The organism is Xanthomonas arboricola pv. juglandis, from assembly GCF_001013475.1.
GTDB lineage: Bacteria > Pseudomonadota > Gammaproteobacteria > Xanthomonadales > Xanthomonadaceae > Xanthomonas > Xanthomonas arboricola.
In genome coordinates this window covers 669,312-695,187 of record NZ_JZEF01000002.1, presented here as the reverse complement: position 1 = coordinate 695,187, position 25,876 = coordinate 669,312, and the positions used below count along the sequence as shown (strand labels likewise).

20 protein-coding genes and 1 pseudogene are annotated in these 25,876 nt (G+C 65.9%); 11 read left to right on the top strand and 10 right to left on the bottom strand.

Annotated elements, in window-relative coordinates:
* Positions 1-127: 127 nt before the first annotated feature.
* A complete protein-coding gene (locus XARJCFBP2528_RS08365; RefSeq protein ID WP_026064074.1) occupies positions 128-745 on the bottom strand; it encodes a hypothetical protein in 618 nt (205 codons plus the stop codon).
* Between the two features lie 165 nt (positions 746-910).
* Here XARJCFBP2528_RS08365 and XARJCFBP2528_RS08360 point away from each other — a divergent pair, with 165 nt between their 5' ends.
* Positions 911-1,465 (top strand): hypothetical protein, encoded by a 555-nt coding sequence (locus XARJCFBP2528_RS08360; protein WP_016901324.1) that lies wholly within the window; start codon positions 911-913, stop codon positions 1,463-1,465.
* Between the two features lie 84 nt (positions 1,466-1,549).
* Here the strand turns inward: XARJCFBP2528_RS08360 and hmgA are convergent, their stop codons facing one another.
* From hmgA to hppD, 3 genes are all read right to left on the bottom strand, one after another.
* Positions 1,550-2,863 (bottom strand): homogentisate 1,2-dioxygenase, encoded by a 1,314-nt coding sequence (hmgA, locus tag XARJCFBP2528_RS08355; protein WP_047124581.1) that lies wholly within the window; start codon positions 2,861-2,863, stop codon positions 1,550-1,552.
* Positions 2,864-2,964: 101 nt separating this feature from the next.
* Complete coding sequence (locus XARJCFBP2528_RS08350; RefSeq protein ID WP_230582035.1) at positions 2,965-3,294, bottom strand: endonuclease domain-containing protein; 330 nt, start codon at positions 3,292-3,294, stop codon at positions 2,965-2,967.
* A gap of 246 nt (positions 3,295-3,540) precedes the next feature.
* On the bottom strand, positions 3,541-4,656 hold the full coding sequence (hppD, locus tag XARJCFBP2528_RS08345) for a 4-hydroxyphenylpyruvate dioxygenase (protein WP_016905081.1): 1,116 nt from the start codon (positions 4,654-4,656) through the stop codon (positions 3,541-3,543).
* Positions 4,657-4,778: 122 nt separating this feature from the next.
* On the opposite strand from hppD, the gene XARJCFBP2528_RS08340 reads away from it, so the two are divergent.
* Positions 4,779-5,267: a MarR family winged helix-turn-helix transcriptional regulator gene (locus XARJCFBP2528_RS08340; protein WP_016905082.1), complete on the top strand. Its 489-nt coding sequence runs from the start codon at positions 4,779-4,781 to the stop codon at positions 5,265-5,267.
* 88 nt (positions 5,268-5,355) lie between these two features.
* A complete protein-coding gene (locus tag XARJCFBP2528_RS08335) occupies positions 5,356-6,687 on the top strand; it encodes an IS4 family transposase (protein ID WP_016905121.1) in 1,332 nt (443 codons plus the stop codon).
* Between the two features lie 49 nt (positions 6,688-6,736).
* On the opposite strand, the gene XARJCFBP2528_RS08330 is transcribed toward XARJCFBP2528_RS08335, so the two are convergent.
* The 3 genes from XARJCFBP2528_RS08330 to XARJCFBP2528_RS08320 form a co-directional block, all read right to left on the bottom strand.
* Positions 6,737-7,327 carry a thioredoxin family protein gene (locus XARJCFBP2528_RS08330; RefSeq protein ID WP_016901644.1) on the bottom strand — a complete coding sequence of 197 codons (591 nt, stop codon included), beginning with the start codon at positions 7,325-7,327 and terminating at the stop codon, positions 6,737-6,739.
* 11 nt (positions 7,328-7,338) lie between these two features.
* Entirely contained in the window at positions 7,339-8,856 is a 1,518-nt protein-coding gene (locus tag XARJCFBP2528_RS08325) for a peptide MFS transporter (RefSeq protein WP_016901645.1), read from the bottom strand.
* Positions 8,857-9,027: 171 nt separating this feature from the next.
* Positions 9,028-9,912 carry a tryptophan 2,3-dioxygenase gene (locus tag XARJCFBP2528_RS08320; RefSeq protein ID WP_016901646.1) on the bottom strand — a complete coding sequence of 295 codons (885 nt, stop codon included), beginning with the start codon at positions 9,910-9,912 and terminating at the stop codon, positions 9,028-9,030.
* Positions 9,913-10,288: 376 nt separating this feature from the next.
* On the opposite strand from XARJCFBP2528_RS08320, the gene XARJCFBP2528_RS08315 reads away from it, so the two are divergent.
* The 6 genes from XARJCFBP2528_RS08315 to XARJCFBP2528_RS08290 all read left to right on the top strand — a co-directional run bounded on the left by XARJCFBP2528_RS08315 (position 10,289) and on the right by XARJCFBP2528_RS08290 (position 20,379).
* On the top strand, positions 10,289-13,870 hold the full coding sequence (locus XARJCFBP2528_RS08315) for a lamin tail domain-containing protein (protein WP_047124580.1): 3,582 nt from the start codon (positions 10,289-10,291) through the stop codon (positions 13,868-13,870).
* A 177-nt stretch (positions 13,871-14,047) separates the two neighbouring features.
* A complete protein-coding gene (gene pdhA / locus XARJCFBP2528_RS08310) occupies positions 14,048-15,136 on the top strand; it encodes a pyruvate dehydrogenase (acetyl-transferring) E1 component subunit alpha (RefSeq protein WP_016901647.1) in 1,089 nt (362 codons plus the stop codon).
* Complete coding sequence (locus XARJCFBP2528_RS08305; RefSeq protein WP_026064136.1) at positions 15,129-16,202, top strand: alpha-ketoacid dehydrogenase subunit beta; 1,074 nt, start codon at positions 15,129-15,131, stop codon at positions 16,200-16,202. The genes pdhA and XARJCFBP2528_RS08305 overlap by 8 nt, the downstream gene beginning before the upstream one ends.
* 1 nt (position 16,203) lies before the next feature.
* Complete coding sequence (locus XARJCFBP2528_RS08300) at positions 16,204-16,587, top strand: SH3 domain-containing protein (protein ID WP_047124579.1); 384 nt, start codon at positions 16,204-16,206, stop codon at positions 16,585-16,587.
* The gene (locus XARJCFBP2528_RS08295) at positions 16,584-18,032 is read left to right on the top strand and encodes a dihydrolipoamide acetyltransferase family protein (RefSeq protein WP_016901650.1); all 1,449 of its coding nucleotides are present in this window, start codon (positions 16,584-16,586) and stop codon (positions 18,030-18,032) included. The genes XARJCFBP2528_RS08300 and XARJCFBP2528_RS08295 overlap by 4 nt, the downstream gene beginning before the upstream one ends.
* 1,042 nt (positions 18,033-19,074) lie before the next feature.
* A complete protein-coding gene (locus XARJCFBP2528_RS08290) occupies positions 19,075-20,379 on the top strand; it encodes a DEAD/DEAH box helicase (protein WP_016901651.1) in 1,305 nt (434 codons plus the stop codon).
* Between the two features lie 46 nt (positions 20,380-20,425).
* Here the strand turns inward: XARJCFBP2528_RS08290 and XARJCFBP2528_RS08285 are convergent, their stop codons facing one another.
* On the bottom strand, positions 20,426-20,758 hold the full coding sequence (locus XARJCFBP2528_RS08285) for a DUF6172 family protein (protein WP_016901652.1): 333 nt from the start codon (positions 20,756-20,758) through the stop codon (positions 20,426-20,428).
* Between the two features lie 239 nt (positions 20,759-20,997).
* On the opposite strand from XARJCFBP2528_RS08285, the gene XARJCFBP2528_RS23960 reads away from it, so the two are divergent.
* Positions 20,998-21,255: an SDR family oxidoreductase gene (locus tag XARJCFBP2528_RS23960; RefSeq protein ID WP_198430329.1), complete on the top strand. Its 258-nt coding sequence runs from the start codon at positions 20,998-21,000 to the stop codon at positions 21,253-21,255.
* Positions 21,256-21,312: 57 nt separating this feature from the next.
* Positions 21,313-21,447, top strand: a complete 135-nt coding sequence (locus XARJCFBP2528_RS24265) for a hypothetical protein (RefSeq protein ID WP_016901654.1) — start codon at positions 21,313-21,315, stop codon at positions 21,445-21,447.
* Between the two features lie 193 nt (positions 21,448-21,640).
* Here XARJCFBP2528_RS24265 and XARJCFBP2528_RS08275 read toward each other — a convergent pair.
* Together XARJCFBP2528_RS08275 and XARJCFBP2528_RS08270 are read right to left on the bottom strand one after the other, a co-directional pair.
* Positions 21,641-24,731 (bottom strand): annotated as a pseudogene (locus XARJCFBP2528_RS08275) (efflux RND transporter permease subunit).
* Positions 24,728-25,873 carry an efflux RND transporter periplasmic adaptor subunit gene (locus XARJCFBP2528_RS08270; protein ID WP_026064137.1) on the bottom strand — a complete coding sequence of 382 codons (1,146 nt, stop codon included), beginning with the start codon at positions 25,871-25,873 and terminating at the stop codon, positions 24,728-24,730. The pseudogene XARJCFBP2528_RS08275 and the gene XARJCFBP2528_RS08270 overlap by 4 nt, the downstream one beginning before the upstream one ends.
* Positions 25,874-25,876: the final 3 nt, after the last annotated feature.

Here is a 25,876-nt window from a genome sequence, read left to right as displayed (position 1 = left end):
GACGCGCTGCCCGGATGGGCTCGACACGTTGTTCTACGCGCATGCTACCAATCGAATATGCGCGCGCACGCTGCGCTGCCGGAAGCCGCTTGCACCGCCGATGCGGCGCAGCGGCGGCGATGACGGATCAGCCGCAGCCTTCCACGTAATCCACTTGCGGCGGCTGCCCGACCCGCCAACTGGTGACCTTGCCGTCGGCATCGGTCTCGAACACCAATGCGGACCGGGTGGCCGCATCTGCCATGCGCAGGGTGAACGCGCCGGGGACGTATTTGTGCGGCTGTTCGGTCAGACCTGCCGGATACAGCGCGCGCAGCTGCGCCAGCGTCATGCCGACCTTGCCGCCGCCCGGGGCGAGTTCCTTGAGCTCGTTGGTCTGATAACGCACAAGGCGATCGCCTTCGAACATGAAACCGAAGCGGCGTGCATCCTCGGCCCACTGCGGCCGTAGCAGATAGCAGCCGCCGTCTGTCGCCGGTTCGCCGCGCAGGTCGCCGCCCCAGGCAGCGCGCGCCTGCGCTGCGTCCATGCCCAGGCGCAGATCGCCGTACCCATCCAGGCGCGCGAGCGCAGCCGGCTGCTGGCGCAATTGCGGCGGAAACGTGCCGGCCGGCGCAGTAGCTGGCGGAACCTCGCCGGCTGGCTGATCGTTGGCGGCTACCACCGGTGCAGGTGCCGCGTCGGGCGCGGCCGTGGTGGCATCCTCGGCACGGTTGCAGCCGGTCAGCAACAGCAATGCGCCCATCAAGCCGAGCAATCTGGTGGTCATGCATGCATTCCTTACGGGTCCGCCACAGCCTACACAGCCCACATCGCGACCATGTGCAGAACGCGCTGGCGTTGCCTCGTGCCGATGTCATCGGCGCTTCATTGGCGGCGGGCAAGCTGGGCGCCTCGCAGGACCGCCGCCATGACCCCACGCAAGACCGAGCTCGCCCTCACCGCGCTGCAATCGCACCGCAGTCCACTCACCTTGCTGCAGCGACGCGCGCTGATCCTGGCCGACGGCCAGCGCGATCTGGCAACGCTGGCCGTGCTGCTGGGCGGCGACGGCGACGGCGCCGCGCTGGTGCATGCGCTCTGCGCGATGGGCTATCTGGAGTTCGGCACGCAGGCAGGGAGTGCGACACGCACTGCCCAGGCGTCTGATTCCTCACCGGCAGGCGTGCCCGGTACCCACGTGTCGCCGCCAGCGGCACCACCGAGCGAAGAAGACCTGCAGCGCCAGCGCCGTCGCGCGGCCACCAACGCGCGGCTGTACCTGCTCGACATCCTGCAGCTGCAACGTGACCCGGTGGCCGCCGCGCTGCATCGGCAACTGCAGGCCGCACGCGCCGAAGACGCCATCGGCGCTGCCATTGCCGAAACGCTGCGCGCGTTGCCGCAGATCACCTCGGCAAGCTACGCCGAGCGCGTACGTGCCCGGATCGGCGAATTGCTGCCGGATGCGCTGCAGGCGGCTTGAGCGGACAACTGGAACCCTCGATCCGGCACCTGCGCCCCCTGGCTGCCGTAGTGCCTGATCAGCACATTCGCCCAGCTGCCTGAGTTACTGCGCTTCCTCTGAGCCGGGCGACTGGAACGCCGCGCGCAAGCCGGACCAGCACTGCTGGTAGTCGCCCTGCCGATGCGCGGCCTGCAATGCCTGCTGCGTGGGGCGCAGCACCGCGCGCGTTTCGAACATGAAGGCCATGGTGTCGGCGATCACATCCGGACGCGTCAGGTCCGCATGCGAGGCCTTGTCGAAGGTCGCCGCATCCGGGCCGTGCCCGCTCATGCAGTTGTGCAGCGAGGCACCACCGGGCGCGAAGCCGTCGGCCTTGGCATCGTAGACGCCGTGCACCAGCCCCATGAACTCGCTGGCCACATTGCGATGGAACCACGGCGGCCGGAAGGTGTGCTGCGCCACCAGCCAGCGGGGCGGGAAGATCGCAAAATCCATGTTCGCCGTGCCATGCGTGTCGCTGGGCGAGGTCAGCACGGTGAAGATGCTTGGGTCCGGATGGTCGAAGCTGATCGAACCGATGGTGTTGAAGCGGCGCAGATCGTAGCGATACGGCGCGTAGTTGCCATGCCAGGCCACCACGTCCAGCGGCGAGTGGCCGATGTCCGCACGCCATAGATGGCCCTGGAATTTGGCCACCAGCTCAAACGCACCTTCGCGCTGTTCGTAGGCCGCATGCGGCGTTTCGAAGTCGCGCGCATTGGCCAGCCCGTTGGAGCCGATCGGCCCCAGGTCGGGCAGCCGCAGCAATGCGCCGAAGTTTTCGCAGACATAGCCGCGCGCTTCGCCATCGGGCAGCTCGACACGGAAGCGCACACCGCGCGGTATCACCCCGATCTGCTGCGGCTCCAGCTCCAGCACACCGAGCTCGCTGTGGATGCGCAGGCGGCCCAGTTGCGGCACCAGCAACAGCTCGCCGTCGGCATCGTAGAAGAAGCGATCGTGCATCGACGCGTTGGCCGCATACAGATGCACGGCGACACCGGACATCGCCTCCGGCCCGCCATTGCCGGCCATGGTGTAAAGACCGTCGACGAAATCGGTTGGCGTGGACGGCAGCGGCAACGGGCTCCAGCGCAGTTGATCCGGCGGCACCGGGCCGCGACCGAAATCGTTGTGGAATTGCGTCTGCGCGATCAACGAGAACGCGCCATGCACGGCCGCCGGGCGGATGCGGTACAGCCAGCTGCGCCGGTTCTCGCTGCGTGGCGCGGTGAACGCGGTGCCCGACAACTGTTCGGCATACAACCCGTGCGCCACACGCTGCGGCGAGTTCTGCCCCACCGGCAAGGTACCGGCCACCGCCTCGGTCGCAAACGCGTTGCCGAAACCGGTCATGTAGTGCTGGTTGTTATGCATGGCATACGTCCGGATCTTGGCCCTCCCTCCCCGGATGCAGAAGGTTGGGATTGAGTTGAATCAGGCCGCTTTCCTAACGTAGAAGAGCTAAGCCTGGCGGATTAAGCCCCTCTCCCCGCGGGAGAGGGGTTGGGGTGAGGGTACGGCGTAGCGACCATCGTGCAGATCGCTTCGACCACCGCATCCAGCGAAAGCAGCACATCGTTGTTCCAGAACCGCAGCACTTTCCAGCCCTTCGATTGCAGCCAATGCGTCCTTGCCTGATCGCTGGATGTCTGATGCTGCGAACCATCCAGTTCAACAATCAAACTTACTTCCACGCAACAAAAATCTGCGATGTACGGCGGAACTGGATGCTGACGTCTGAACTTGAGGCCGTGTAGCTGATTGCCGCGTAGACATCGCCAAAGCTTGCGTTCTGCGTCTGTCATTTCTGTGCGTAATACGCGTGCATGGGTGCGTGTGACAGTGGGCAATGGCGGTTTGAGTCTCATCGCTCCACCGTACCCTCACCCCAACCCCTCTCCCATCGGGAGAGGGGCTTTGCGCGCTTGCGTTTTCATTGGTCCGTGCTGTCAGGCAACCAGTACGGGGCACCCGACAGTGCAAACGCTCTTGAGCCTTCATCGTAGCGACTGAGGCCGCCTCAACAAATCCCAATCCCCCAATCCCCGCCCTCAAAGCACCCCACGCTTCATCTGGTCGCGCTCGATGCTCTCGAACAGCGCCTGGAAATTGCCCTCGCCGAAGCCCTCGTTGCCCTTGCGCTGGATGATTTCGAAGAAGATCGGGCCGATGCAGTTCTGGGTAAAGATCTGCAGCAGCTTGCGCTGCTTGGTGTCCACGTCGGCATCGATCAGGATCTTGTTGCGGCGCAGGCGTTCGACATCCTCGCCGTGGTCGGGGATGCGCAGGTCCACCACGTCGAAATAGGTGTCGGGCGTGTCCAGGAATGTCACGCCGGCCTCGCGCATCTTTTCCACCGAGCTGTAGATGTCGTCGGTGAAGCAGGCGATGTGCTGGATGCCTTCGCCGTGATAGGCGTCCAGATACTCGTTGATCTGGCTCTTGGGGTCGGAGGATTCGTTGAGCGGGATGCGCACGATGCCGTCCGGGGCGGTCATCGCCTTGGACACCAGGCCGGTCTTGGCGCCCTTGATGTCGAAGTAGCGGATCTCGCGGAAGTTGAACAGGCGCTCGTAATAATCCGACCAGCGCTGCATGTTGCCGAAGTACAGGTTGTGGGTCAGGTGGTCGATGAAGGTCAGCCCGAAGCCGGCCGGGTGCTGGTCGGCGCCTTCGATCGGCTCGTAGTCGGCGTCGTAGATGCTGCCCGCATCGCCGTAGCGGTCGACCAGATACAGCATGCAGTCGCCAATGCCCTTGACCACCGGGGCCGGCACGGCGCGGGTGTCGGCCTTGTCCTGCACCGCTTCGCCGCCGTTGCCCAGCACGGTCTGCAGCACCGTCTCGGCCGGGGTACGGAAGCGGATCGCAAAGCCGCAGGCGCTCGGGCCGTGCGCGGCGGCGAAATCGGCGGCAAACGAATCGGGCTCTTCGTTGAGCAGGAAGTTGACCCCGCCCTGGCGATAGACGGTAATGGCACGGCTGCGGTGGCGCAGCACCGCGCTGAAGCCCATCTTGCGGAAATAGTCGTGCAGCTGCGCCGCCTGCTCGGCGGGCGCGGCGAATTCGACGAATTCGAACCCGTCGATCCCTATCGGATTGTCGAAGGTGGTGACCTGCATGCCCAGGTTCGGGCGGGTTGCGGTACTGCTCGGTTGTGCGCTCATCGTCGTTTCTCCACGCTAGGCCGTCCGCAGGGCTATGCGGGGTGGCAGAAGACCCGCGAGAATGCGCAGGCCACCCAAGGTTTGTAGTTGCAAATGAAACCAAAATCAAGACACAGTGCAACATGAGCGATCTCGACGCCCCCACCCCGCCGCCACATCCTGTGCTGCTCAACCTCGAGCAGTTCCTGCCGTATCGCCTGAGCGTGCTGTCCAACCGCATCAGCAGCAATATCGCCAAGGTCTACGGCGATCGTTACGGCATGGCCATTCCCGAGTGGCGGGTGATCACCATCCTGGCGCTGTATCCGGGTTCCTCGGCCAGCGAGGTCTCCGACCGCACCGCGATGGATAAAGTTGCAGTCAGCCGCGCCGTGGCGCGCCTGCTGGAGCGCGGCTTCATCCGCCGCGAAACCCATGGCGACGACCGCCGCCGCTCGATGCTGGCACTGTCGCCGGCCGGCCGCCAGGTCTACGAGACCGTTGCCCCACTGGTCAACGAGATGGAACAGCGGCTGATGTCGGTGTTCAGTGCCGAGGAGCAGCAGGTCCTGGAAAAGCTGATCGACCGGCTTGCCAAGGACGGGCTGCCGCGCATGGCCGGCAAGGACTGAAAAAAACCCCCGCAGTGCGGTAATGCTGTTCACTTAAGCAATTGAGTTACCGAAAATCTGGTATCAGACCTCTGGTATCGGATTTTTTGTGTCCCTTCAACAGCAGCTGTTCGACCTTGGCGATCTGTTCAACTTCTCCGACCTGAGCACGTTTACGCAGAATATTCCGGTGGAGTGGGTGGCCAGCGCGCTGGAACTGTCTTCCAAGGCCAGCATCCGGCGTCGGCGTCTTCCCAGTGATCAGGTGTTGTGGCTTGTCCTGGGCATGGCGTTGTTCCGTGACGAACCGGTGCACGAGGTCGCACGTCGTTTGAACATCTGCGCACAAGGGCTGGCCTCAGAAGATCTGTTGGCTCGCAGCGGTGTCAGTCAGGCGCGCGCGCGACTGGGCGCCGACCCGGTCCACCACCTGTTTGCAACGACTGGGGCGCAGTGGGGATGCGAACGCTACAAAGGCGATGAATGGCAGGGATTGCAGGTCTTTGCCGTGGATGGCGCGCTGCTGCGGACGCCAGACACTGAAGAACTGCGCGAACATTTTGGTTCCGGTAATACCAGCACGGACCGTCAGACACCATTTCCCATGCTGCGATTGGTTGCACTGATGAACGTACGCTCGCATGTCTTGCTCAATGCCCAGCTCAGTCCGTACCGGCGCAGCGAAATTCGCTTGAGCGAGCCGTTTCTACACTCCATTCCCGACCATTCGGTCACCTTGTTCGACAAAGGATTCTGGAGCGCTGATCTGTTGCTTTCGCTAGCCAACACTGGCACTGCACGCCACTGGCTGACACCAGCACGCAAAGGCCTGGTGGCTGAGGAAATCACGCGTTATGGCACTGATGATCGGTTACTGCGCATGCGTGTCTCGCCGCAGGCCAGAAAACGCAATCCAGCGCTTCCCACGCACTGGGACGTACGTGAAGTGAGCTATCTGCATCAGGGGAAGAGAAAGTCGGTGCTGACCTCGTTGCCTGTCACCACTTACAGCACCAAGTCTGTCGCACTGCTTTACCAGGAGCGATGGGAAATCGAACTGAGTTTGCGCGACATCAAAAGCTCGATGCAGCACAACGCGACGACCTTACGTAGCAAGAAGATCGACTTGGTGTACCAGGAGGTCTGGGGGTTGCTGCTGGCTTACAACATCATTCGACGTGAAGCCGGTCAGGCAGCGGAGGCGTTTGGCAAAACGCCTTCGGACATCCGATTCAAACCGGTTTGCCAGTACATCGCAGTGCAACTCATCGTGATGGCCGCAGCCAATCCAGCTTCCGCCACAGGAAGACGCTTATCCCAGCTTCGCTCAGGCATCGCGAGCCTGTTCCTCGATCACCGTCCAAGGCCTACCCGGCCAAGGACGGTGAAGATCTCGAAGACCCGCTATCCGGTAGATCGGAAGGCTGCTCCGCCTAAGTGAACAGCATTACCGCAGTGCGGGGGTTTTTGCATGCCACGGCAACGACGGATCAGGCCTGCGGCGGCGCCCACTGCTTGAGGAAGTCGAACAGCTTCCGGCGATCGAAGCCCTCGCCCTTGCGCAGGTCCGGGCCGGTCTGGGTGGTCAGCAGCTTGCCGTCGTTGTCCAGCACCAGCAGCGACGGATAGTCATTGAGCTGGGCGAACTGCGACAGGAACGCGGCATTCTCGTTGGCCGCATCGCGATTGACCTTGACCACCACAAAGTGCGCATCGCGGAAGCTGCGCAGCTCCGCATCGCCGCCCATCAGTTCGTCCAGCGCCTTGCACGGCTCGCAGGCCGCATTGCCGACATTGAGCACGATGCGCTTGCCGCCGCGCTTGGCCTCGACCTTGGCGGTCTCCAGATCGGCGGCCGGATCGCGCGAGGGGTCGTACTGCGCATTGAGCGCCGCCGCCGCGGCGATGTCCGCCGCGGTGGGAGTATTGCCCGAGGACACCGGCTGGCTGGGATCGGCGCTGGGCGGCTTCTGCATCGAGGTATCCAGCGGCCGTGGCGCCTCCTGTTGCTCGGTGGGCTGCCCGCAGGCGCTCAACAGACCTGCCAGCAGCAGGCCACAGACAGTGGGTTTGATCGGCATTGCTGTTCTCCTCACTTCACACCATGCATCAGTTTGTTGACCAATGGGGCAATCAGCAACAGCAATACGCCCGCAGCGATCAACGACCAGAACCCAAAAGTGTAGCCCTTCAGTGCAGAGGCCACGGTCATACCGGTCTCGCCGCTGACCGCAGAAGCGAAGATGCCTGACAGGTTGTTGCCAATCGCGGTCGACAGGAACCAGCCACCCATGGCCAAGCCAACGACTTTGGCGGGCGCCAGCTTTGTGGTCATCGACAAACCGATCGGAGACAAGCAAAGCTCACCGACAGTCTGGATGACGTAGACCATGAACAAGGTCCAGAAGGGAATTTTCCCGGCATCGTCCACAAGTGCGGACAACGCGTACATCAGCAGTGCGAAAGCCAATCCGTTGAAAATCAAACCCAGGCCGAACTTGCGCGGGATCGACGGATTGGCCGATTTCAGTGCTACCCAAAGCCAGACAAAGACCGGGCCAAGCACCAGGATGGCCAGCGTGTTGACCGATTGGAACCAACCCACCGGGAACATCCAGCCGCCCAGGTCGCGCTCCACGATGTTCTGGGCGAGGAAGTTGAACGAACTGCCCGCCTGCTCGAAGAACATGAAGAACATTACGTTAAACACAAACACGATCAGCATGGCGATGGCGCGGTCGCGGTGCACTTTGCCTTCGCGAATGCCTTCGAACAGGATCAATCCGCACAGGGCAAGGAACAAGACGGTCAGGATCCAACCAAGGATGCTGGCATCGATCAGCAGCAGGCCATAGGCGAGCGGAATTGCAACAAGTGTCCCTACCAGTACCGCTAGGGTTCGGCCCATGCCTTCTCCACCGACAGGCGGCAAGCCGACCGGCCCGAGTTGACGACGTCCCAACCAGAACCAGACAAGACTGATCAGCATGCCCACGCCTGAGGCGATGAAGACGTACTTGTAGGCAGGCATCGCCTCGGTGCCAAAAATTTTGTCTGCAAGCAAACCGGTCAGAATCGGCGCCAGAAACCCGCCTGCATTGATACCCATGTAGAAGATCGTGAATCCTGAATCCCGACGCGGATCGTTCAGCGGATACAGTTTGCCGACCATGGTCGAGACGTTCGGCTTGAACAGGCCGTTGCCGGCGATGATCGTCGCCAGGCCAATTTTGAATATTTGTTCGTTTGGCACTGCGATCAGGAATAGGCCGACCGACATGACAATTGCACCGATCAACAGCGAGCGCTGATAGCCAATGAGTCGGTCTGCGACGAATCCACCAAACAGCGCCGAGGCATATACCAGTGCCAGATAAGCGCCGTAGAGTCGATTCGCCGGGGCTTCGCCGGCGCCTGAGCCCTCGTAAAACTGGGCCACGATATAGAGCGTCAGCGCCCAACGAATGCCGTAGAACGCGAAGCGTTCCCAGAATTCGGTCATGAACAGCATCCACAGCGGCCGGGGATGACCGAGCAGCGTCGGGAACTCGGGCGGTGCCGGCGGCGGCGGGGTGGCGGCGGAAGTCGGCGCGGTAGCGTCAACGCTCATGGAATGTCCCTTGCGTATTCAGTAATGGCTGGGTGCCCGGAGCGTACCCCGGGAGACGCGCGAGGATCACTTAGACGTCATGTACGCGTCAAATTCGCAGGACTCGCCGGCCTGATGGCGGCCGGTCTGCAGGGATGACGCCCGTGGCGACCCGCTCAGCCCTTTTCAGGCTCACCGCGCGCCACCCACCGGCTCACGACCTTCCACGCCCACCGAGGTGCGCACGTCGAACAGCTCCGGGAAGAACGTCAGCGCCAGCGCCTGCTGCAGAAAGCCCACGCCGCTGGACCCACCGGTGCCGCGCTTGAAGCCGATCACCCGCATCACCGTGCGCATATGGCGGAAGCGCCAGAGCTGGAACTGGGTTTCCACATCGACCAGGTCCTCGCACAGCGAGTACTCGCGCCAGTAGCGGTCGGTGTTTTCGTAGATGCGCTCGAATACCGGGCGCAGGCTGTCGTCGGCCACATGCGCGCAGGTCCAGTCGCGCGCCTGGTATTGCGGCGGAATCGCATGCCCGAAGCGCGCCAGGTAGCGCAGGAACTCCTCGTACAGGCTGGGCGCTTCCAGCACCTCGCGCAGCCGCGCCTGCCCCTGCGGGTCGTACGCGAACACCTGCAGCATCTGCGGGTTCTTGTTGCCGAGCAGGAACTCGATATAGCGGTATTGCAGCGACTGGAAGCCGGACGAGGGGCCCAGCACATCGCGGAATCCCATGTATTCGCTCGGCGTCAGCGTTTCCAGTACCGACCACTGTTCGGTGAGCTGGCGCAGTACCTGCTTGCTGCGCGCCAGCACCTTGCGGCACTGCCAGACCTGGTCGTTCTGCAGGTGCACCATCGCCGCGCGCAGCTCGTGCGCCAGCAGCTTCAGCCACAGCTCGGAGGTCTGGTGCTGGATGATGAACAGCATCTCGTCGTGGTGCGCCGGTTCGGACAGGGGCTGCTGCGCCGACAGCAACTGGTCCAGCCGCAGATAGCCGCCGTAGGTCAGCCGCCCCTCCAGATCGGTGTGGATGCCGGGTTCCAGGTCACGCAGATTCTTGTCGACGGGCATGGCAGTGCAGGTGGATCGGGCCGGTCAGGGTAGCTCAGTGGCGGGGATTGGGGATTGGGGAATCGGGAGTTGCAGCGCGCGACCTTGATGCATGTCGCTGCGTTGCGCTGCGTCGCGTTGCCGTAGCAGCGTCCGGTTTGCCTGGGTGGCCTCCTTACTTGGGACAGCATGGCAATGCCGTGACGTACGCGACCGGTACTTCACACCTGAAAAATCCTGCCGCTTTCGGCCGCGCGGTCGCAGCCGCTGCGCCGGTGTCACCGTATCGTCAACCAAGGTCTGCAAATTCATGCAGAATCGAACGGCGCTGCCGGCCAGGGACGTGGCCGGACCAGGGGAGCGCTTCACGTCTCATGGATCAGGGGACTCTCATCTCATGCATGTGTTGCAGCGTCGTGCAGCCTTACTTCTCTGTGCGCTGGCGGTTGCCGGCCACGCCAATGCCCAGGTCGTCATCAGCCAGGTCTACGGCGGTGGCGGCAACAGCGGTGCCACCTTCCGCAGCGATTTCGTCGAGCTGCACAACATCGGCAGCACCACGGTCAGCCTTGACGGCTGGTCGGTGCAATACGCCTCGGCCGCCGGCAGCAGCTGGCAGGTCACGCCGTTGGCAGGCAGCGTTCCGGCCGGCGGCTACTACCTGGTCAAGCAGGCCGATGGCAGCGGCGGCAGCGTTGCGCTGCCCACGCCCGATGCCACCGGCACCATCGCCATGGGCGGCGGCGCCGGCAAGGTGGCGCTGAGCAACAGCGCTTCCGCGTTGAGCGGCGCCTGCCCCACCGGCAATGCCGATCTGGTCGGCTATGGCAGCACCGCCAGCTGCGCCGAAGGCAATGCGCCCACGCCGGCGCCGAGCAATACGCTGGCATTGCTGCGCGGCGGCGATGGCTGCACCAACACCGACAACAACGCGGCCGATTTCGCCACCGGCGCGCCGGCCCCGCGCAACGCCGCCAGCCCCGCACGGCTGTGCAGCGGCGGCGGCCAGCCGATCGCCACGCTGGCCGATGTCAGCCAGGCCGAAGGCAACAGCGGCAGCCGCAGTTTCGTGTTCACGCTGAGTCTGAGCCAGCCGGCCGGCGCAGGCGGGGTGAGCTTCACCGCGGCCACCGCCGATGGCACGGCCACGGCCGGCAGCGACTATGTCGCCCTGCCCGCCTCCAGCGTCCGCATCGCCGCCGGCGAGCGTAGCGCCAGCATCACCGTGGAGGTGCTGGGCGACACCACGCCCGAGCCCGACGAGACCTTCGCGCTGCAGATCAGCGGCCTCACCGGCGCGTTGCCGGCCACGCTGAGCGCCACCGGCACCATCCTCAACGACGACTTCAGCCTGCTGCCGATCCACGCCATCCAGGGCAAGGGCGCACGCTCGCCGCTGGAAGGCCAGGTGGTCGCCACCTCGGGCATCGTCACTGCCCGTCGCAGCGCCGGCTTCTTCCTGCAGGCACCGGATGCCGAAACCGATGGCGACCCGGCCACCTCCGAAGGCGTCTACGTCTACACCGGCAGCGCACCGCCGGATGCCGCCGCCATCGGCAACCGGGTGCGCGTGCAGGGCACGGTGCTCGAGTACGTGCCCACTGCCGACCCGACCCAGCCGCCGCTGACCGAGATCGGCGGCAGCCTGACCGTGCTGCTGGATTCCACCGGCAACCCGTTGCCGATGCCGGTGGCGTTGAGCGCGAACTTCCCCAACCCGAACGGCGCCTTTGATCAGCTCGAAGCGCTGGAAGGCATGCGCGTCACCGCCGCCAGCCTCACCGTCAATGCGCCCACCGGCGGCAGCGTCAACGAGACCAACGCCACGGCAACCAGCAATGGCGTGTTCCATGCGGTGGTCACCGGCCTGCCGCGCGCCTTTCGCGAGCCTGGCGTGCAGTTGCCCGACCCGCTGCCGGCCGGCTCGCCTGCCGGTGTGCCGCGCTGGAACACCAACCCGGAAGTGATCGCCGTCGGCAGTGCCGGCGTGGGCGCCGAACGGCTGGATTTGGCCTCCGGCTGCGTCGTGCTGGATGTCACCGGCCCGCTGGATTACAGCTTCCGCCGCTACACGCTGTATCCGGAACGCACCCCGCAGGTGAACTGCAACGGTGCCGACCAACCACGCCCGGCACCGGTACCGCAGGCCGACGACGTGGCCGTGGCGACCTACAACATGGAGCGCTTCTTCGACGACCAGAACGACCCGGCGATCGGCGAACCGGTGCTCACTCCGGCCGCGTTCCAGGCCCGCCTCAACAAGGCCTCGCTGGCGATCCGCAACTACCTGCACACGCCCGACATCCTGGGTACAGTGGAGGTGGAAAACATCAGCGTGCTGCAGACCCTGGCTGCGCGCATCAACGCCGATGCCATCGCCTCCGGCCAGCCCAACCCGCAGTACGTGGCCTACCTGCAGGAAGGCAATGACGTCGGCGGCATCGACGTCGGTTTCCTGGTCAAGACCGGTACGGTGTCGGCCGGCATGCCGCGCGTGGAAGTGGTGTCCATCGCCCAGGAAGGCAAGACCACCACCTGGACCGAACCGGGCGGTGGCGTAAGCCTGCTCAACGATCGCCCGCCGCTGGTGCTTACCGCCAGGGTGCATCAGGCCGATGGCCGCGTGCTGCCGCTGACCGCCATCGTGGTGCATCAGCGCTCGCTCAACGGCGCCGAGACCGACGATGCGGCCGGCACCCGCATCCGCGCCAAACGCCAGGCCCAGGCCGAGTACCTGGCGCGTCTGCTGCAGACGCGCCAGCAGCTCGACCCGGCCGAACAGGTGCTGGTGATGGGCGACTTCAACGCCTTCGAGTTCAACGACGGCTATGTGGATGCGATGGGCACCGTCACCGGCAGGCCGGCACCGGATGCGCAGACCGTGGTGAGCGGCGATGGCGCGGACCTGGTCAACCCGGACTACACCGACCTGACCTGGTTCAACACGCCCGACCAGAGCTACTCGTACGCCTTCGACGGCAACGTGCAGTCGCTCGATCACATCCTGGCCAACGAGGCGCTGATGCGCGCACCCGGCATCGCCTCGCTGTCGGTGGGCCACGCACGCATCAATGCCGACTTCCCCGGCACTGCGCGCAACGATGCCAATACGCCCACGCGCTTGTCCGACCACGACCCCACCGTGGTGCTGTTGCGCATGGCGCCCGCGTTGCGTGCCGACCTGGGCGCAACGGTCACTGCGGCACGCGCACAGGTCACCGAAGGCGAGCGCATCGACTTCAGTGTGGATGTGGACAACCGTGGGCCCGACAGCGCGGCGTTTGCCGCAGTGGCACTGGCCTTCGATGCCGCGGTCAGCCCGCGGGTCACCGCGGCACCGGGCTGGAGCTGCCAGGCGCCGGAAACCGCGACGCAGACCGTGGTCACCTGCACCATCGCCTCGCTGGCATCCGGTAACGCACAGCGCTTTGCCGTGCAGGTCGACGCTGGCGCGGAACTGGCAGGGCGCACGCTGACCCTGGCCGCTTCGGTCGCCTCGCAAACGCCCGACCCGCAGCCGGACAACAACACCGACACCGCCGCAGTCAGCGTGCAGCCAGCGCTGCGCAGCGATCTGGCAGTGCGCCTGGAAGGCCCTGCCACGCTGCCGACCACCGCCTTCAACGCCACCTACCGGGTGTTGCTGGACAACCGCGGCAACGCAGCGGCCACCGGGGCAAGCGTGCGGATCGAAGGCAACACGGTGTCGGCGCTGTCACTGCTGGTGCCGCCCAGCGGCTGGCGTTGCACCAAGCAACTGCAGTCATTGCGCAACGCAGTGTTTGTCTGCAGCACCGCCGCCGCAGTGCAGCCGGGCGCGCGGGCCGCGTTCCAGCTGACCGTCGCGGCAAAGCCGATCCCGGCCGAACGCGCGGTGCGGGTGCAGGCCAGCGCCAGCTCGACCTCGCCCGATGCCAACCCGGCCGACAACACGGCGCTGATCGTCACCCCGATCGGTGGAGGCGCCGGCCGCCGCTGATTGCAGTGCAACACGTCGCAGTTCTGTACTGCGACAAAGGGCGCGGCCTGGTCCGCGCCCTTTTTTTTGTGCAAGCCAGCATCATTGTGTGCTGCGGTGCAGGACAGCTTTTTGCTGCGTGGTCCTTAACATCGCAACTCATATCATTTGAAACTTCTTGGTGAAGGTGTCGCCGCAATGAGCGTAGCCGCGCAGTTCGAGATCGAATATCTGCAATACATGGATGCGGACGGCCAGATCGTCCGCGACGACCTGCCGGCCGACGCCGCCAACCCGCAACAGTTGCTCGCGCTGTTCAAGCGCATGCTGTTCGTGCGCACCTTCGACAGCAAGTCGGTCGCGCTGCAGCGCACCGGCAAGTTGGGCACCTATGCGGCCTGCCTCGGCCACGAAGCCACCCATGTGGGCATCGGCGCATCGATGCGCAGCGGCGATGTGTTCGCGCCCAGCTATCGCGAGTACGGCACCATGTTCGAACGCGGCGTGCGCCCGCGCGACGTGCTGCTGTACTGGGGCGGCGACGAACGCGGCAGCGACTATCCGCGCGATGCCGATGCGGCGATCGACTTCCCGATCTGCGTGCCGATCTCCACCCAGTGCCTGCACGCGGCCGGTTCGGCGCTGTCGTTCAAGCTGCAGGGCAAGCCGCAGGTCGCTGTGGCCTGCTGCGGCGATGGCGGCAGCTCCAAGACCGACTTCTACGCCGCGCTCAATTCGGCCGGTGCCTACAAGCTGCCGCTGATCCTGTGCGTGATCAACAACGGCTGGGCGATCTCGGTGCCGCGCTCGGCGCAGACCGGCGCACAGACGCTGGCGCAGAAGGGTCTGGCCGGCGGCCTGCATTGCCTGCAGGTGGACGGCAACGACCTGATCGCAGTGCTCGAGGCGATGCGCCAGGCGCGTGCGCGTGCACTGGCCGGCGACGGCGGCACAGTGATCGAGTTCCTGACCTACCGCCTGTCCGATCACACCACCGCCGACGATGCGCGGCGCTACCGCGGCGAAGAAGAGGTCAAGCAGGGCTGGGCGCGCGAGCCGCTGCTGCGGCTGCGCCGTTATCTCACCGCGCAGGGCCTGTGGGACGAGGCGCAGGAAACCGCCTGGAAGGCCGAATGCGGCGCGCGCGTGGACGAAGAGGTCAACGCCTACCTCAACACGCCGGTACAGCCGGTCGAAGCGATGTTCGATTACCTCTATGGCGACCCGCCGGCCGAGTTGCTGGCCCAGCGCGCCGAGGTGATGGCGCAGGAGGCCCGTCATGGATGAGCTCAACCAGTCACACCTGACTGCGACACAGCAGCAGGCGAGTGCCCCTTACAACGCCGCAGCCACGCGCGGAGAGATCGCCATGAGTTCGCCCATCACCCTGATCGAAGCCATCACCCAGGCGCTGGCCTGGGAGCTGGAACACGACCCCGCGGTGCTGGTGCTGGGCGAGGATGTCGGCGTCAACGGTGGCGTGTTCCGCGCCACCGCCGGCCTGCAGCAGCGCTTCGGCAGCGAGCGGGTGCTGGACACGCCGCTGGATGAAACCACCATCGCCGGCCTGAGCGTCGGCCTGGCCGCGCAGGGCATGAAGCCGGTGGCCGAAGCGCAGTTCGACGGCTTCGTGTATCCCATGGTCGATCACCTGATCTGCCACGCCGCACGCCTGCGCAACCGCACCCGCGGCCGCCTGCACTGCCCGATGGTGCTGCGCGTGCCGTGGGGCGGCGGCATCCGCGCGCCGGAACATCACAGCGAAGCCAACGAGGCCATCTTCACCAACGTGCCCGGCTTGCGTGTGGTGCTGCCGTCCTCGCCGCAGCGCGCCTATGGCCTGTTGCTGGCCGCGATCCGCGACCCGGACCCGGTGATCTACATGGAGCCCAAGCGCATCTACCGCCAGTACAAGGAAGTGGTCGCCAACGACGGCGAGGCGCTGCCGCTGGACGTGTGCTTCGTGCTGCGCGACGGCACCGACGTCACCCTGGTGACCTGGGGCGCGCAGGTCAAGGAAGCGCTGGAAGCGGCCGACAAGCTCGCCGGCGAAGGCATCAGCGCCGAGGTCATCGACGTGGCCACGCTGCGCCCGCTGGACTTCGACACCATTGCCGAATCGGTGGCCAAGACCGGCCGCTGCGTGATCGTGCAGGAAGCCCCGCGTACTGCCGGCTTCGGCGCGGAGATCGCCGCGCAGCTGGCGGAAAAATCGATGTACGACCTGCTTGCGCCGGTCGAACGCGTCACCGGTTACGACACGCATATCCCGCTGTTCCGGCTGGAAATGAAGTACCTGCCGAGCGTGGAGCGCATCGTCACCGCCGCCCGTCGCGCGGTGGCCGCCGGCTGACATGCGCGCCCGTCTGCTCTGCGATTATCGCGCCGCGTACGCCAACCCGATCCGCTTCCACGCCGGCCAGCAAGTGACCGTCGGCGTGCGCGATGAGGAATGGCCGGCCTTTGCCTGGGTCAACACCGGCGACGGCCATGCCGGCTGGGCCCCGGTGGCCTGGCTGCGCCCCCTGGGCGACGGCCAGGCCGAAGCCCTGCGCGACTACGACGCACGCGAACTCGATGCCCACCAGGGCGAGGACGTGTTGCTGCATTACGAACATGGCGGTTGGTGGTGGTCCGAGCGTGCCGATGGCATGCAGGGCTGGCTGCCGGCCGCCGACCTCGAACTCCTCGACGACACCACGCCGCCGCTGCCTGCGGCGCAAGAGAACCTGCCATGAGCGAAGCCAAGAATTTCCACCTGCCCGACCTGGGCGAAGGCCTGCCCGACGCCACCATCGTCGAATGGTTCGTCAAGGAGGGCGACAGCGTGCGCCTGGACGACCCGCTGGTCTCGATGGAGACCGCCAAGGCGGTGGTCGAGGTGCCCTCGCCGTTTTCCGGCACCGTGACCAAACTTGCCGGTGCCGCCGGCGACATCATCGTCACCGGTGCGATGCTGGCGCAGTTCGCGCTGGACGCCTCGCAGCCGCAGCGCGCCGATGGCCAGGACACCGGGCACTCGCACGGCTCTGCACCCACGCACACGCCCAGCACCGGCGACAGCGCGGCCGGCCCGACCGCGCGCGTGGTCGCCTCCGACAACGGCGGCGAGATTGCCGACGCCGATTCCAGTGGCGGGAGCGAGCGTGACGACGCCGGTACCGTGGTCGGTGCGATGCAGAGCTCCAACGCGGTGCAGAGCGAACAGGCGATTGCCGTGGGCGGCGTGCGCGCGATGCCAGCCGTGCGCGCGCTGGCGCGCAAGCTGCGCGTGGACCTGGCCCAGATCCGCGCAAGCGGCCCCGATGGCACGGTGACCATGGCCGATGTGAAGCAGGCCGCCGCGGCCGGCAGCGCGCCGCTGTCTGCGCCGCGTGCGAGTGCCTCGGTGACGCCGATCAATGGCAACAACGCGAATGCAGCCGCGCAACATGCCGCTGCGAACACGCAGGCCGCAAGCACTGCAGCGAGCGATGCGCAACAACGTGCAGCGCTGTCTGCCAGCGGCAAACCCATGCGCACGCAATCACCCAGCGTGATCGCCAAAGGCCAGCCGGAGCAGCTCAAGGGCGTGCGTCGCAACATGGCGCGGGTCATGGCCGATGCGCACAGCAAGGTGGTGCCGACCACGCTCAACGACGATGCCGACATCCACGCTTGGCAGCCCGGCAACGATGTCACCGTGCGGCTGGTGCGCGGCATCGTGCGGGCGTGCCAGGCGGTGCCAGCGCTCAATGCCTGGTTCGACGGCGAGGCACTCAGCCGCACTCTGCACACGCAGGTGGATATCGGCATTGCGGTGGATACCGAAGAAGGCCTGTTCGTGCCCGCGCTGCGCAATGCCGACATGCTGGATGCGCATGGCATCCGCGAAAGCGTCAACCGGCTGCGCCAGCAGGTGGAAAACCGCAGCATCGCCGCCTCCGAACTCAGCGGCTACACCATCTCGCTGTCCAACTTCGGCATGTTCGCCGGCCGCTACGCCACCCCGGTGGTGGTGCCGCCATGCGTGGCCATCGTCGCCGCCGGCCGTGCGCGCTACCAGCTCACCCCGGTGATGGGCGGGGTGGAAACCCACAAGGTGATGCCGCTGTCGCTGACCTTCGACCACCGCGCCGCCACCGGCGGCGAAGCCGCGCGCTTCCTACGCGCACTGCTGGACGATCTGGCGCTGGCCAACTGAGGCACGGATTGCAGGTAGAGCGGCTGATCCTGGCTGCGGGGCCCTTGCCCGCCCACCATCGCGGGACACGCCGCAAGTACGTCCCTGTAGGCTCTTACGCGGCATCCATGCCGCGTAAGGTCCCGCGACGGTGAGCGGGCAAGGACCAGTCTAGATGGTCGGTGTGCATGGTTAAGAGCAGTGCGTGATGCGGCGTGTGGATTACTGCGCATCCGATCAGTTGCCAATGCCAGGTTTGGCTGCGGGGCCCTTGCCCGCCCACCATCGCAGGACACGCCGCAAGTACGTCCGTGTAGGCTCTTACGCGGCATCCATGCCGCGTAAGGTCCCGCGACGGTGAGCGGGCAAGGACCAGTCGAGATGGTCGGTGTGCGCGGTTACAAGCAGGCATGACGCGGCGTCTGGATTGCGGCGCATCCGATCAGTTGCAAACCCCGGGTTTGGCTGCAGGACCCTTGCCCGCGCACCATCGCAGGACACGCCGCAAGTACGTCCCTGTAGGCTCTTACGCGGCATCCATGCCGCGTAAGGTCCCGCGACGGTGGGTGGGCAAGGACCAGTCGCGATGGTCTGTGTGCACGGTCAAGAGCGGTGCGCGATGTGCATCGTTGGAGAACGATGGGTGGGTTCAATGGCTCAGTGGTCGATGCATGTCGAGCAAGCAGCTTTCATTCGACCACCGACCAACTTTCTGGTGCGGTGCCCTCGCCGGTTGCGGGACCCTCGGCGGCATGGATGCCGCCGAGGAGCCTCCACGGACGGATTCACGGCGTGTCCTGCAAGCGGTGAGGGCACCGCGCACTCGACGGACCAGTCTGTTGATTCAAACATCTGATCGCGCCTAAGAATCCATGGGTCGAAGTCTTGACTGCGTTACGCATTGTGCCGCGATGGATTTGGACGATATGGAGAGACGCGCTGCCGAGCGGCGGCGCTGCGCTCTGGTTGCGGCGCCCTGCCCGCCCATCGATGCATTGCCCAGCGGCAACCCCGCATGACGTCCCACCGACCATTGCAGCGCAAATGCCTGGATAATCGACCCATGTCATTTGCCCATCTCTCGCTGTCGCCACAGCTGCAGCCATTCTTCGACACTGCGCTGACTCGCGCCGGTCACCACACGCCCACGCCGATCCAGCAGCAGGCCATCCCGCCGATGTTGCAGGGCCGCGATCTGATCGCGATGGCGCAAACCGGCTCGGGCAAGACGCTGGCCTATGCGCTGCCGCTGCTGCAGCAACGCTGCCTGGCGCCCGACACCGCGCCGCGCGTGCTCGGCGCGCTGGTGCTGGTGCCCACGCGCGAACTGGCCGCGCAGGTCGAAGACACCTTGCGCCAACTGGCCGCGCATCTGCCACGGCGGCTCAAGATCGTGGCGGCCACCGGCGGCAGTTCGATCAATCCGCAGTTGCTCGCCTTGCGCGGTGGTGCCGAGATCGTGGTGGCCACGCCCGGCCGGCTGCTGGATCTGGTCGATCACAACGCGTTGCGCTTGAGCGAGGTCGCCACGCTGGTGCTGGACGAAGCCGATCGCCTGTTGGAGCTGGGCTTCGGCGCCGAGCTCGATCGCATCCTCGCCCTGCTGCCCGCGCAACGCCAAAGCGTGCTGTTTTCGGCCACCTTTCCGCCCGCTATCGTGTCGCTGGCCAAGCGCCGCCTGCGCGACCCGCTGCGCATCACCATTGCCGCCACGCCAGACGCTGCGCCTGCGATTGAACAACGCGCCATCGCGGTCGATGCCGGCCAACGTACGCAGCTGCTGCGCCATCTGCTGCAAGAGCATGGCTGGTCGCATGTACTGGCGTTCGTCGCCAGCCGGCACACCGCTGAAAAAGTCGCCGAAAAACTGACCAAGACCGGCATCAATGCGCAGCCGCTGCACGGCGAGTTGAGTCAGGGCCGCCGCGAGCGCACCTTGAATGCCTTCAAGCAGCGCGAGGTGCAGGTGCTGGTGGCCACCGATCTGGCCGGGCGTGGCATCGATATCGACGCGCTGCCGGCCGTGGTCAATTACGACCTGCCGCGTTCGACCGTGGATTACACCCACCGCATCGGCCGCACCGCACGCGCCGGCGCCAGCGGCGTGGCGATCAGCTTCGTCACGGCAGAGAGCCAGCCGCAATGGCGTTTGATCGAAAAACGCCAGGGCCTGCGCGTACCGACCAGCACGCTTGCCGGGTTCGAGCCGAGCCCCGTGACAGCGGCGCCTGCAACACAGATGCCGAAGACCGGCACGCGCGCTGCGGACGACAACGGCGGCATCAAGGGCAGGCGGCCGAGCAAGAAGGACAAGCAACGCGCCGCAGCGGCGACGCAGGCAGGCAACCCGACTGAAGGCGGTGGGTGACACCTGGCGCGCTGTCGTCACGCCGAGGCGGACGCCATGCGAAGACTCAGTCCTGCTCGAAATCCAGCTCGCCGCCCGGGGCGCTGTCGCCATCGGCACGCGCAGTCCGCTTGCCGGGCTTGCGCAGGATTTCCACGAAGAACTGCTCGCCACCTTCGCTGGTGAGCGCATTGATCGAGCGGATCAGCTCGGCCGGCGGCAACGGCGCAGCACTGGCCTCGTCCACCCCGAAGCGCATGTCGAAGTCCCAATAATCCGCCCCTTCCGGCAAGTCCTTGCGACGCTCGCGGCGGATGTACTTGCGGATATCGTGCTTGCTGGATTCCAGCAGACGGTCGCGGTTCTTGCCTTCGAGGTTGAGCTGGTAGGTCTTGCGCATGGCGACATCGGTTGGGAGCTGGCCGCCTATTGTGAGGCCACACGGCCGTTCTGGGTGAATCGCCGGGCATCCGGTGGCCGGCGGCATGGGCGCAAGCGTTCGCCTGCATCGGCGTGGAGATCGCCACGCGCGCCCTGCGCCAGCATGGATGCACGCCGCCGATGCAGCGCGACGGGCGGCCCATCGATGCAGGCTGGCACAGGCGGGCAGGCCGCCACCGCCTCATGCACGACGACGGCGTGTCGCACACCTCTGCCTGCCACCTGGCTGTCGATGTCAACGTCAAAGGCGTGCTCAACGTGGCCGCAGCGGTGCTGCCGCAGATGATCAAGCAACATTCCGGCCACGTCTTCAATACTTCCTCGATCGCCGGGCGCAAGGTGTTTGGCCAGGGATTTGCGGTGTACTCGGCAAGCAAGTTTGCAGTGACCGCGTTCACCGAAGGCCTGCGGATGGAAGTCGGCAAGAAGCACAACATCCGCGTCACCAGCATTTAACCGGGCATCGTCGCAACCGAGCTTCCGGCACAGACCACCAGCGCGGAATATCAGGCCATGATGGCCGGTTATGCCGGCACGGTTCGCATGCTGGACCCGATGGATATTGCCGACACCATCCTGTTCGCGGCGCAGGCACCGTCCAACGTCAACATCGCCGAAGTCTTCGTGCTTCCGACCGACCAGGTCTGAGTCACCGCCACCGCGTAAACCGCAGGGCACGGACGTACTGTCGTCTGTGCCCTGCACGGCGCCACGGTTCCCGCACGCCGGCCTGCCGGCCGGCTGTCAGTTCCTCGCAGGCCGCGGCAGCGGCACACGCTGGTGAACGAACGCGCGCCAACCCGCGCGACAACGGCGGCTTGGCCGCCACGGCCGAGTGGCATCACGCGTGCTGCGTCGATGCCCGGGTGGTGCCGGAATCGGGCCGGATCTTGAACCAGATCGAATACATCGCCGGCAGGAACACCAGCGTCAGGATCGTGCCGGCCAGGGTGCCGCCGATCAGCGTGTAGGCCAGCGTGCCCCAGAACACCGAATGCGTGAGCGGGATGAACGCCAGGATCGCCGCCAGCGCGGTCAGGATCACCGGGCGCGCACGCTGCACGGTGGCTTCCACCAGCGCATGGAACGGGTCCAGCCCTTCGGCCTCGTTGTGATAGATCTGCCCGATCAGGATCAGCGTGTTGCGCATCAGAATGCCCGACAACGCGATCAGGCCCACCAGCGCATTGATGCCGAACGGTTGCTGGAACAGGATCAGGGTCGGCACCACGCCGATCAGGCCGAGCGGGCTGGTCAGAAACACCATCACCATCGCCGAGATCGAACGCACCTGCAGGATGATGATCAGCAAGGTGGCCGCCAGCATGATCGGGAACAGCGGCAGCATCGCGGTGGTTGCCTTGCCGGATTCCTCGATCGAACCGGCCTCCTTGATCTGGTAACCGCTGGGCAATGTGTCGATGATCGGCTGCAGCTGCCTGGTGATCGCCGCCGAGACATCCGGCGGCTGCAGCTGCTCGTCGACATCGCCGCCCACGGTGATCGTCGGTACCCGATCGCGGCGGCGCATGATCGGCTCTTCCATCCGCACATCCACCTTGCCCACCTGCGACAACGGCACGCGCTGGCCATTGGCACCGGCCAGGGTGAAGTCGGCAATGCGTGCCGGATCGAAGCGCGTGTCGCCGGCCGAGCGCGCCATCACCTGCACGCTGCGGATATCCTCGCGCACCAGCGTGACCGGCACGCCGCTGAGCAGGAATTGCAGTTGCTGCGCCACCGCGGTCGAGGTCAGCCCCACCGCCTGCAGGCGGTCCTGGTCCAGGGTGAAATGCAGCGTGGGCGTGCGCGTGCCCCAGTCGGTGTTGACGGTGCGCAGCATCGGGCTGTCCTGCATGACCTGCTTGACCTGCGCGGCGATGCCACGCACCACCTGCGGGTCCGCCCCGCTGACCCGGTAGGCCACCGGGAACTGCGAGTACGGGCCGAAGGTGAGTTGGGTCACGCGTACGCGCGCTTCGGAGGCCAAGCCTTCGGCAACCGCCTTGCGCATGCGCAGCTTCAGTGCGTCGCGCTCGTGCTGGTTGTCGGTGCGCACCACGATCTTGGCGAACGACGGATCCGGCAACTCCGGGCCCATCGCCAGGAAGAAGCGCGGCGCGCCCTGGCCGATATACGCGGTGACAATCTTCGCTTCGTCTTGTTTGGCCAGCCAGGCTTCCAGCTTGGCCGTGGCCGCGCTGGTCTGGGTGATCGAGCTGCCGTACGGCAGTTGCACTTCGACCAGCACTTCAGGGCGATCGGAGATCGGGAAGAACTGCTTCTTGACGATGCCCATGCCCAGGATCGCAAGCACGAACAGGCCCACCACCGAGCCGGCCACCAGCCACTTGCGCGCGATGACGCGTGCCAGCGCATTGCGGAAGCGGTTGTAGCGCGGCGTGTCGTACATCGCGGCGTGGCCGCCTTCGATCTTCTTCAGATCCGGCAGCATCTTGACGCCCAGATAAGGCGTGAACACCACTGCCACCACCCACGACACAATCAGCGCGATCCCCACGATCCAGAACATGTTGCTGGTGTATTCGCCGGCGGTGGAGGCGGCAAAGCCGTTCGGCATGAAGCCGACCGCGGTCACCAGCGTGCCGGACAGCATCGGCGCGGCGGTATGGCTCCACGCATAGGCCGATGCGGCGACGCCGGCTGTAGCCTTCCTCCATCTTCACCACCATCATCTCGATCGCGATGATGGCGTCGTCCACCAGCAATCCCAGCGCCAGGATCAACGACCCCAGCGTGATGCGGTCGAAGTTCTTGCCGGTGGCCAGCATCACCACGAACACCGCCGCCAGCGTCAGCGGCACCGCGGCCGCCACCACGATACCCACGCGCCAGCCCATGCTGACGAAGCACACCAGCATCACCACCAGCAGTGCGACGAAGAACTTGGTCATGAACTCGCCCACCGACGCGTCGATGTTGACCGCCTGGTCGGTGACCTTGCTCAGGGTCATGCCCAGCGGCAGCTCGGCATTGATTGCGCTCACTTCGCTGTCCAGCGACTTGCCCAGATCCAGCCCGTTCCAGCCATCGCGCATGATGATGCCCAGCAACAACGCCGGCTCGCCGCCGCTGCGGATCATGAAGGTGGACGGATCTTCGTAGCCACGTTTGACCGTGGCGATGTCCGACAGTTTCAGGGTGCGGCCCTGCACCACCAGCGGGGTGTCGCGGATCTTCTGCAGGCTGTCGAGCGCGCCGTCCAGGCGAATGAACACCTGCGGCCCGCGCGTTTCCACCGAACCCGCCGCATTCAAGGCGTTCTGCGCATTGAGCGCGGCAAACACCTCCTGCGGACCGACGCCCAGCGTGGCCAGGCGCTCGTGCGAGAACTCGACAAAGAGGCGCTCGGGCTGTTCTCCGATGATGTTGACCTTCTTGACGCCCGGCACGTGCAACAGGCGCTGGCGCAGGCTTTCCGCATCGCGCGCAAGCAAACGTTGCGGCTCGCCCTTGGCCTTGAGCGCGAACAGCGCGAAGGTGACGTCGGCATATTCGTCGTTGACCATCGGCCCGATCACACCGGCCGGCAGGTTGCCGACTTCGTCGCCCACCTTCTTGCGCGCCTGATAGAACTGCTCCTGCACCTGGCTGGGTGGTGTGCTGTCCAGCAAGGTCAAGGTCGTGAACGCAAGCCCGGGGCGCGTATAGGTTTCGCTGCGGTCGTACCAGCGCAGTTCCTGCAGGCGCTTTTCGAGTTTCTCGGCGACCTGGTCCTGCATTTCATGCGGCGTGGCGCCCGGCCAGGCGGTCACGATGGTCATCACATTGACGGTGAAGGCCGGGTCTTCGGCACGGCCAAGCTTGAGGAAGGCGACCAGGCCAGCCAGCGAAATCAGGACGATCAGGAACAGCGTGATCGAGCGCTCGCGCACCGCCAGCGCGGAAAGATTGAACCCACCTTCGCTCACGGCTGCGCTCCTGCCGCGGCTGCGGCCTTGGCGCCGGTCGTGGAGCCGGCGGCAGGCGCAATCGTGTTGACCACCCGCACCTGCTCGCCGTCGCGCAACAGGTGCGCACCCAGTGCCACGATGCGCTCACCGCGCGCCAGCTTGCCGGCGACCGTGGCGTGGTCGTCGTCCAGGCCCAGCACCGTCACCGGCCGCCAGCGCACCTTGGCCGGATTGCCGGCAATCACCCACACGCCCGGCCCCTTGCCGGCATCGAACAATGCGGCCAGCGGCACCTGCAGCCCGGCCTGCGTGCCGGCGGCCGTGCCATCGGCGATGCGCAGGCTGACGGTGGTGCCCAGCGGCGCATCGCCCAGTGCGCCATCGAGCACGTAACGTGCCTCGAAGGTGCGGGTCAGCCGGTCGGCGCTTTCGGACAGCTGGCGCAAGGTCGCCGGCACGGTGACAGCGGCATTGCCGAACAAGGTGGCCTGCGCCACCGAGCCGACCTGCGGGCGCAGGGTTTCCGGCAACTGGATCACCGCCTCGCGGCGGCCGGCATGCGCCAGCCGCACCACCGGCTGCCCGGCTGCGACGACCTGGCCCGGTTCGACCAGCGTCTCCATCACCACGCCATCGGCATCGGCCAGCAGGTCGGTGTAGCGGTTGGCGTTGCGCGCCACTTCGGCCTGCGCCTGGGCGGCGCCCAGCTGCGCCCTGGCGGTGTCGGCGGCGGCCTTGATCTGGTCGTAGGCCGAAGCCGAGATGGCGCCGGTGCCGCGCAGATCGCGGTAGCGCGCTTCATCCTCACCCGCCTGCTGGGCGCGCGCCTGCGCGGCCGCCACCGCTTCCTGCTGCGCCCGCGCGGCGAGCTTGAGGTCGACCGGGTCGATCCGCAGCAGCGGCTGGCCTCGTTTCACGCGCTGGCCGGCATCGACCAGACGCTCCTGCACCTTACCGGCGACCCGGAACCCCAGGTCGCTCTGCACCCGGGCCGCGACCGTGCCGGAGAAGCTGCGCGCCGCTGCACCGGCGTCTTCGACGATGGCCACACGCACCAGCGGGGCCTCGGTACGCGGGTCGGAAGGGGGCGCCTTGCCGCAGGCGATCAATGCCAGCGGCAGCACACAGAAAGCGGCAGAGTTAACGAGGCGCCGAAGCATGGC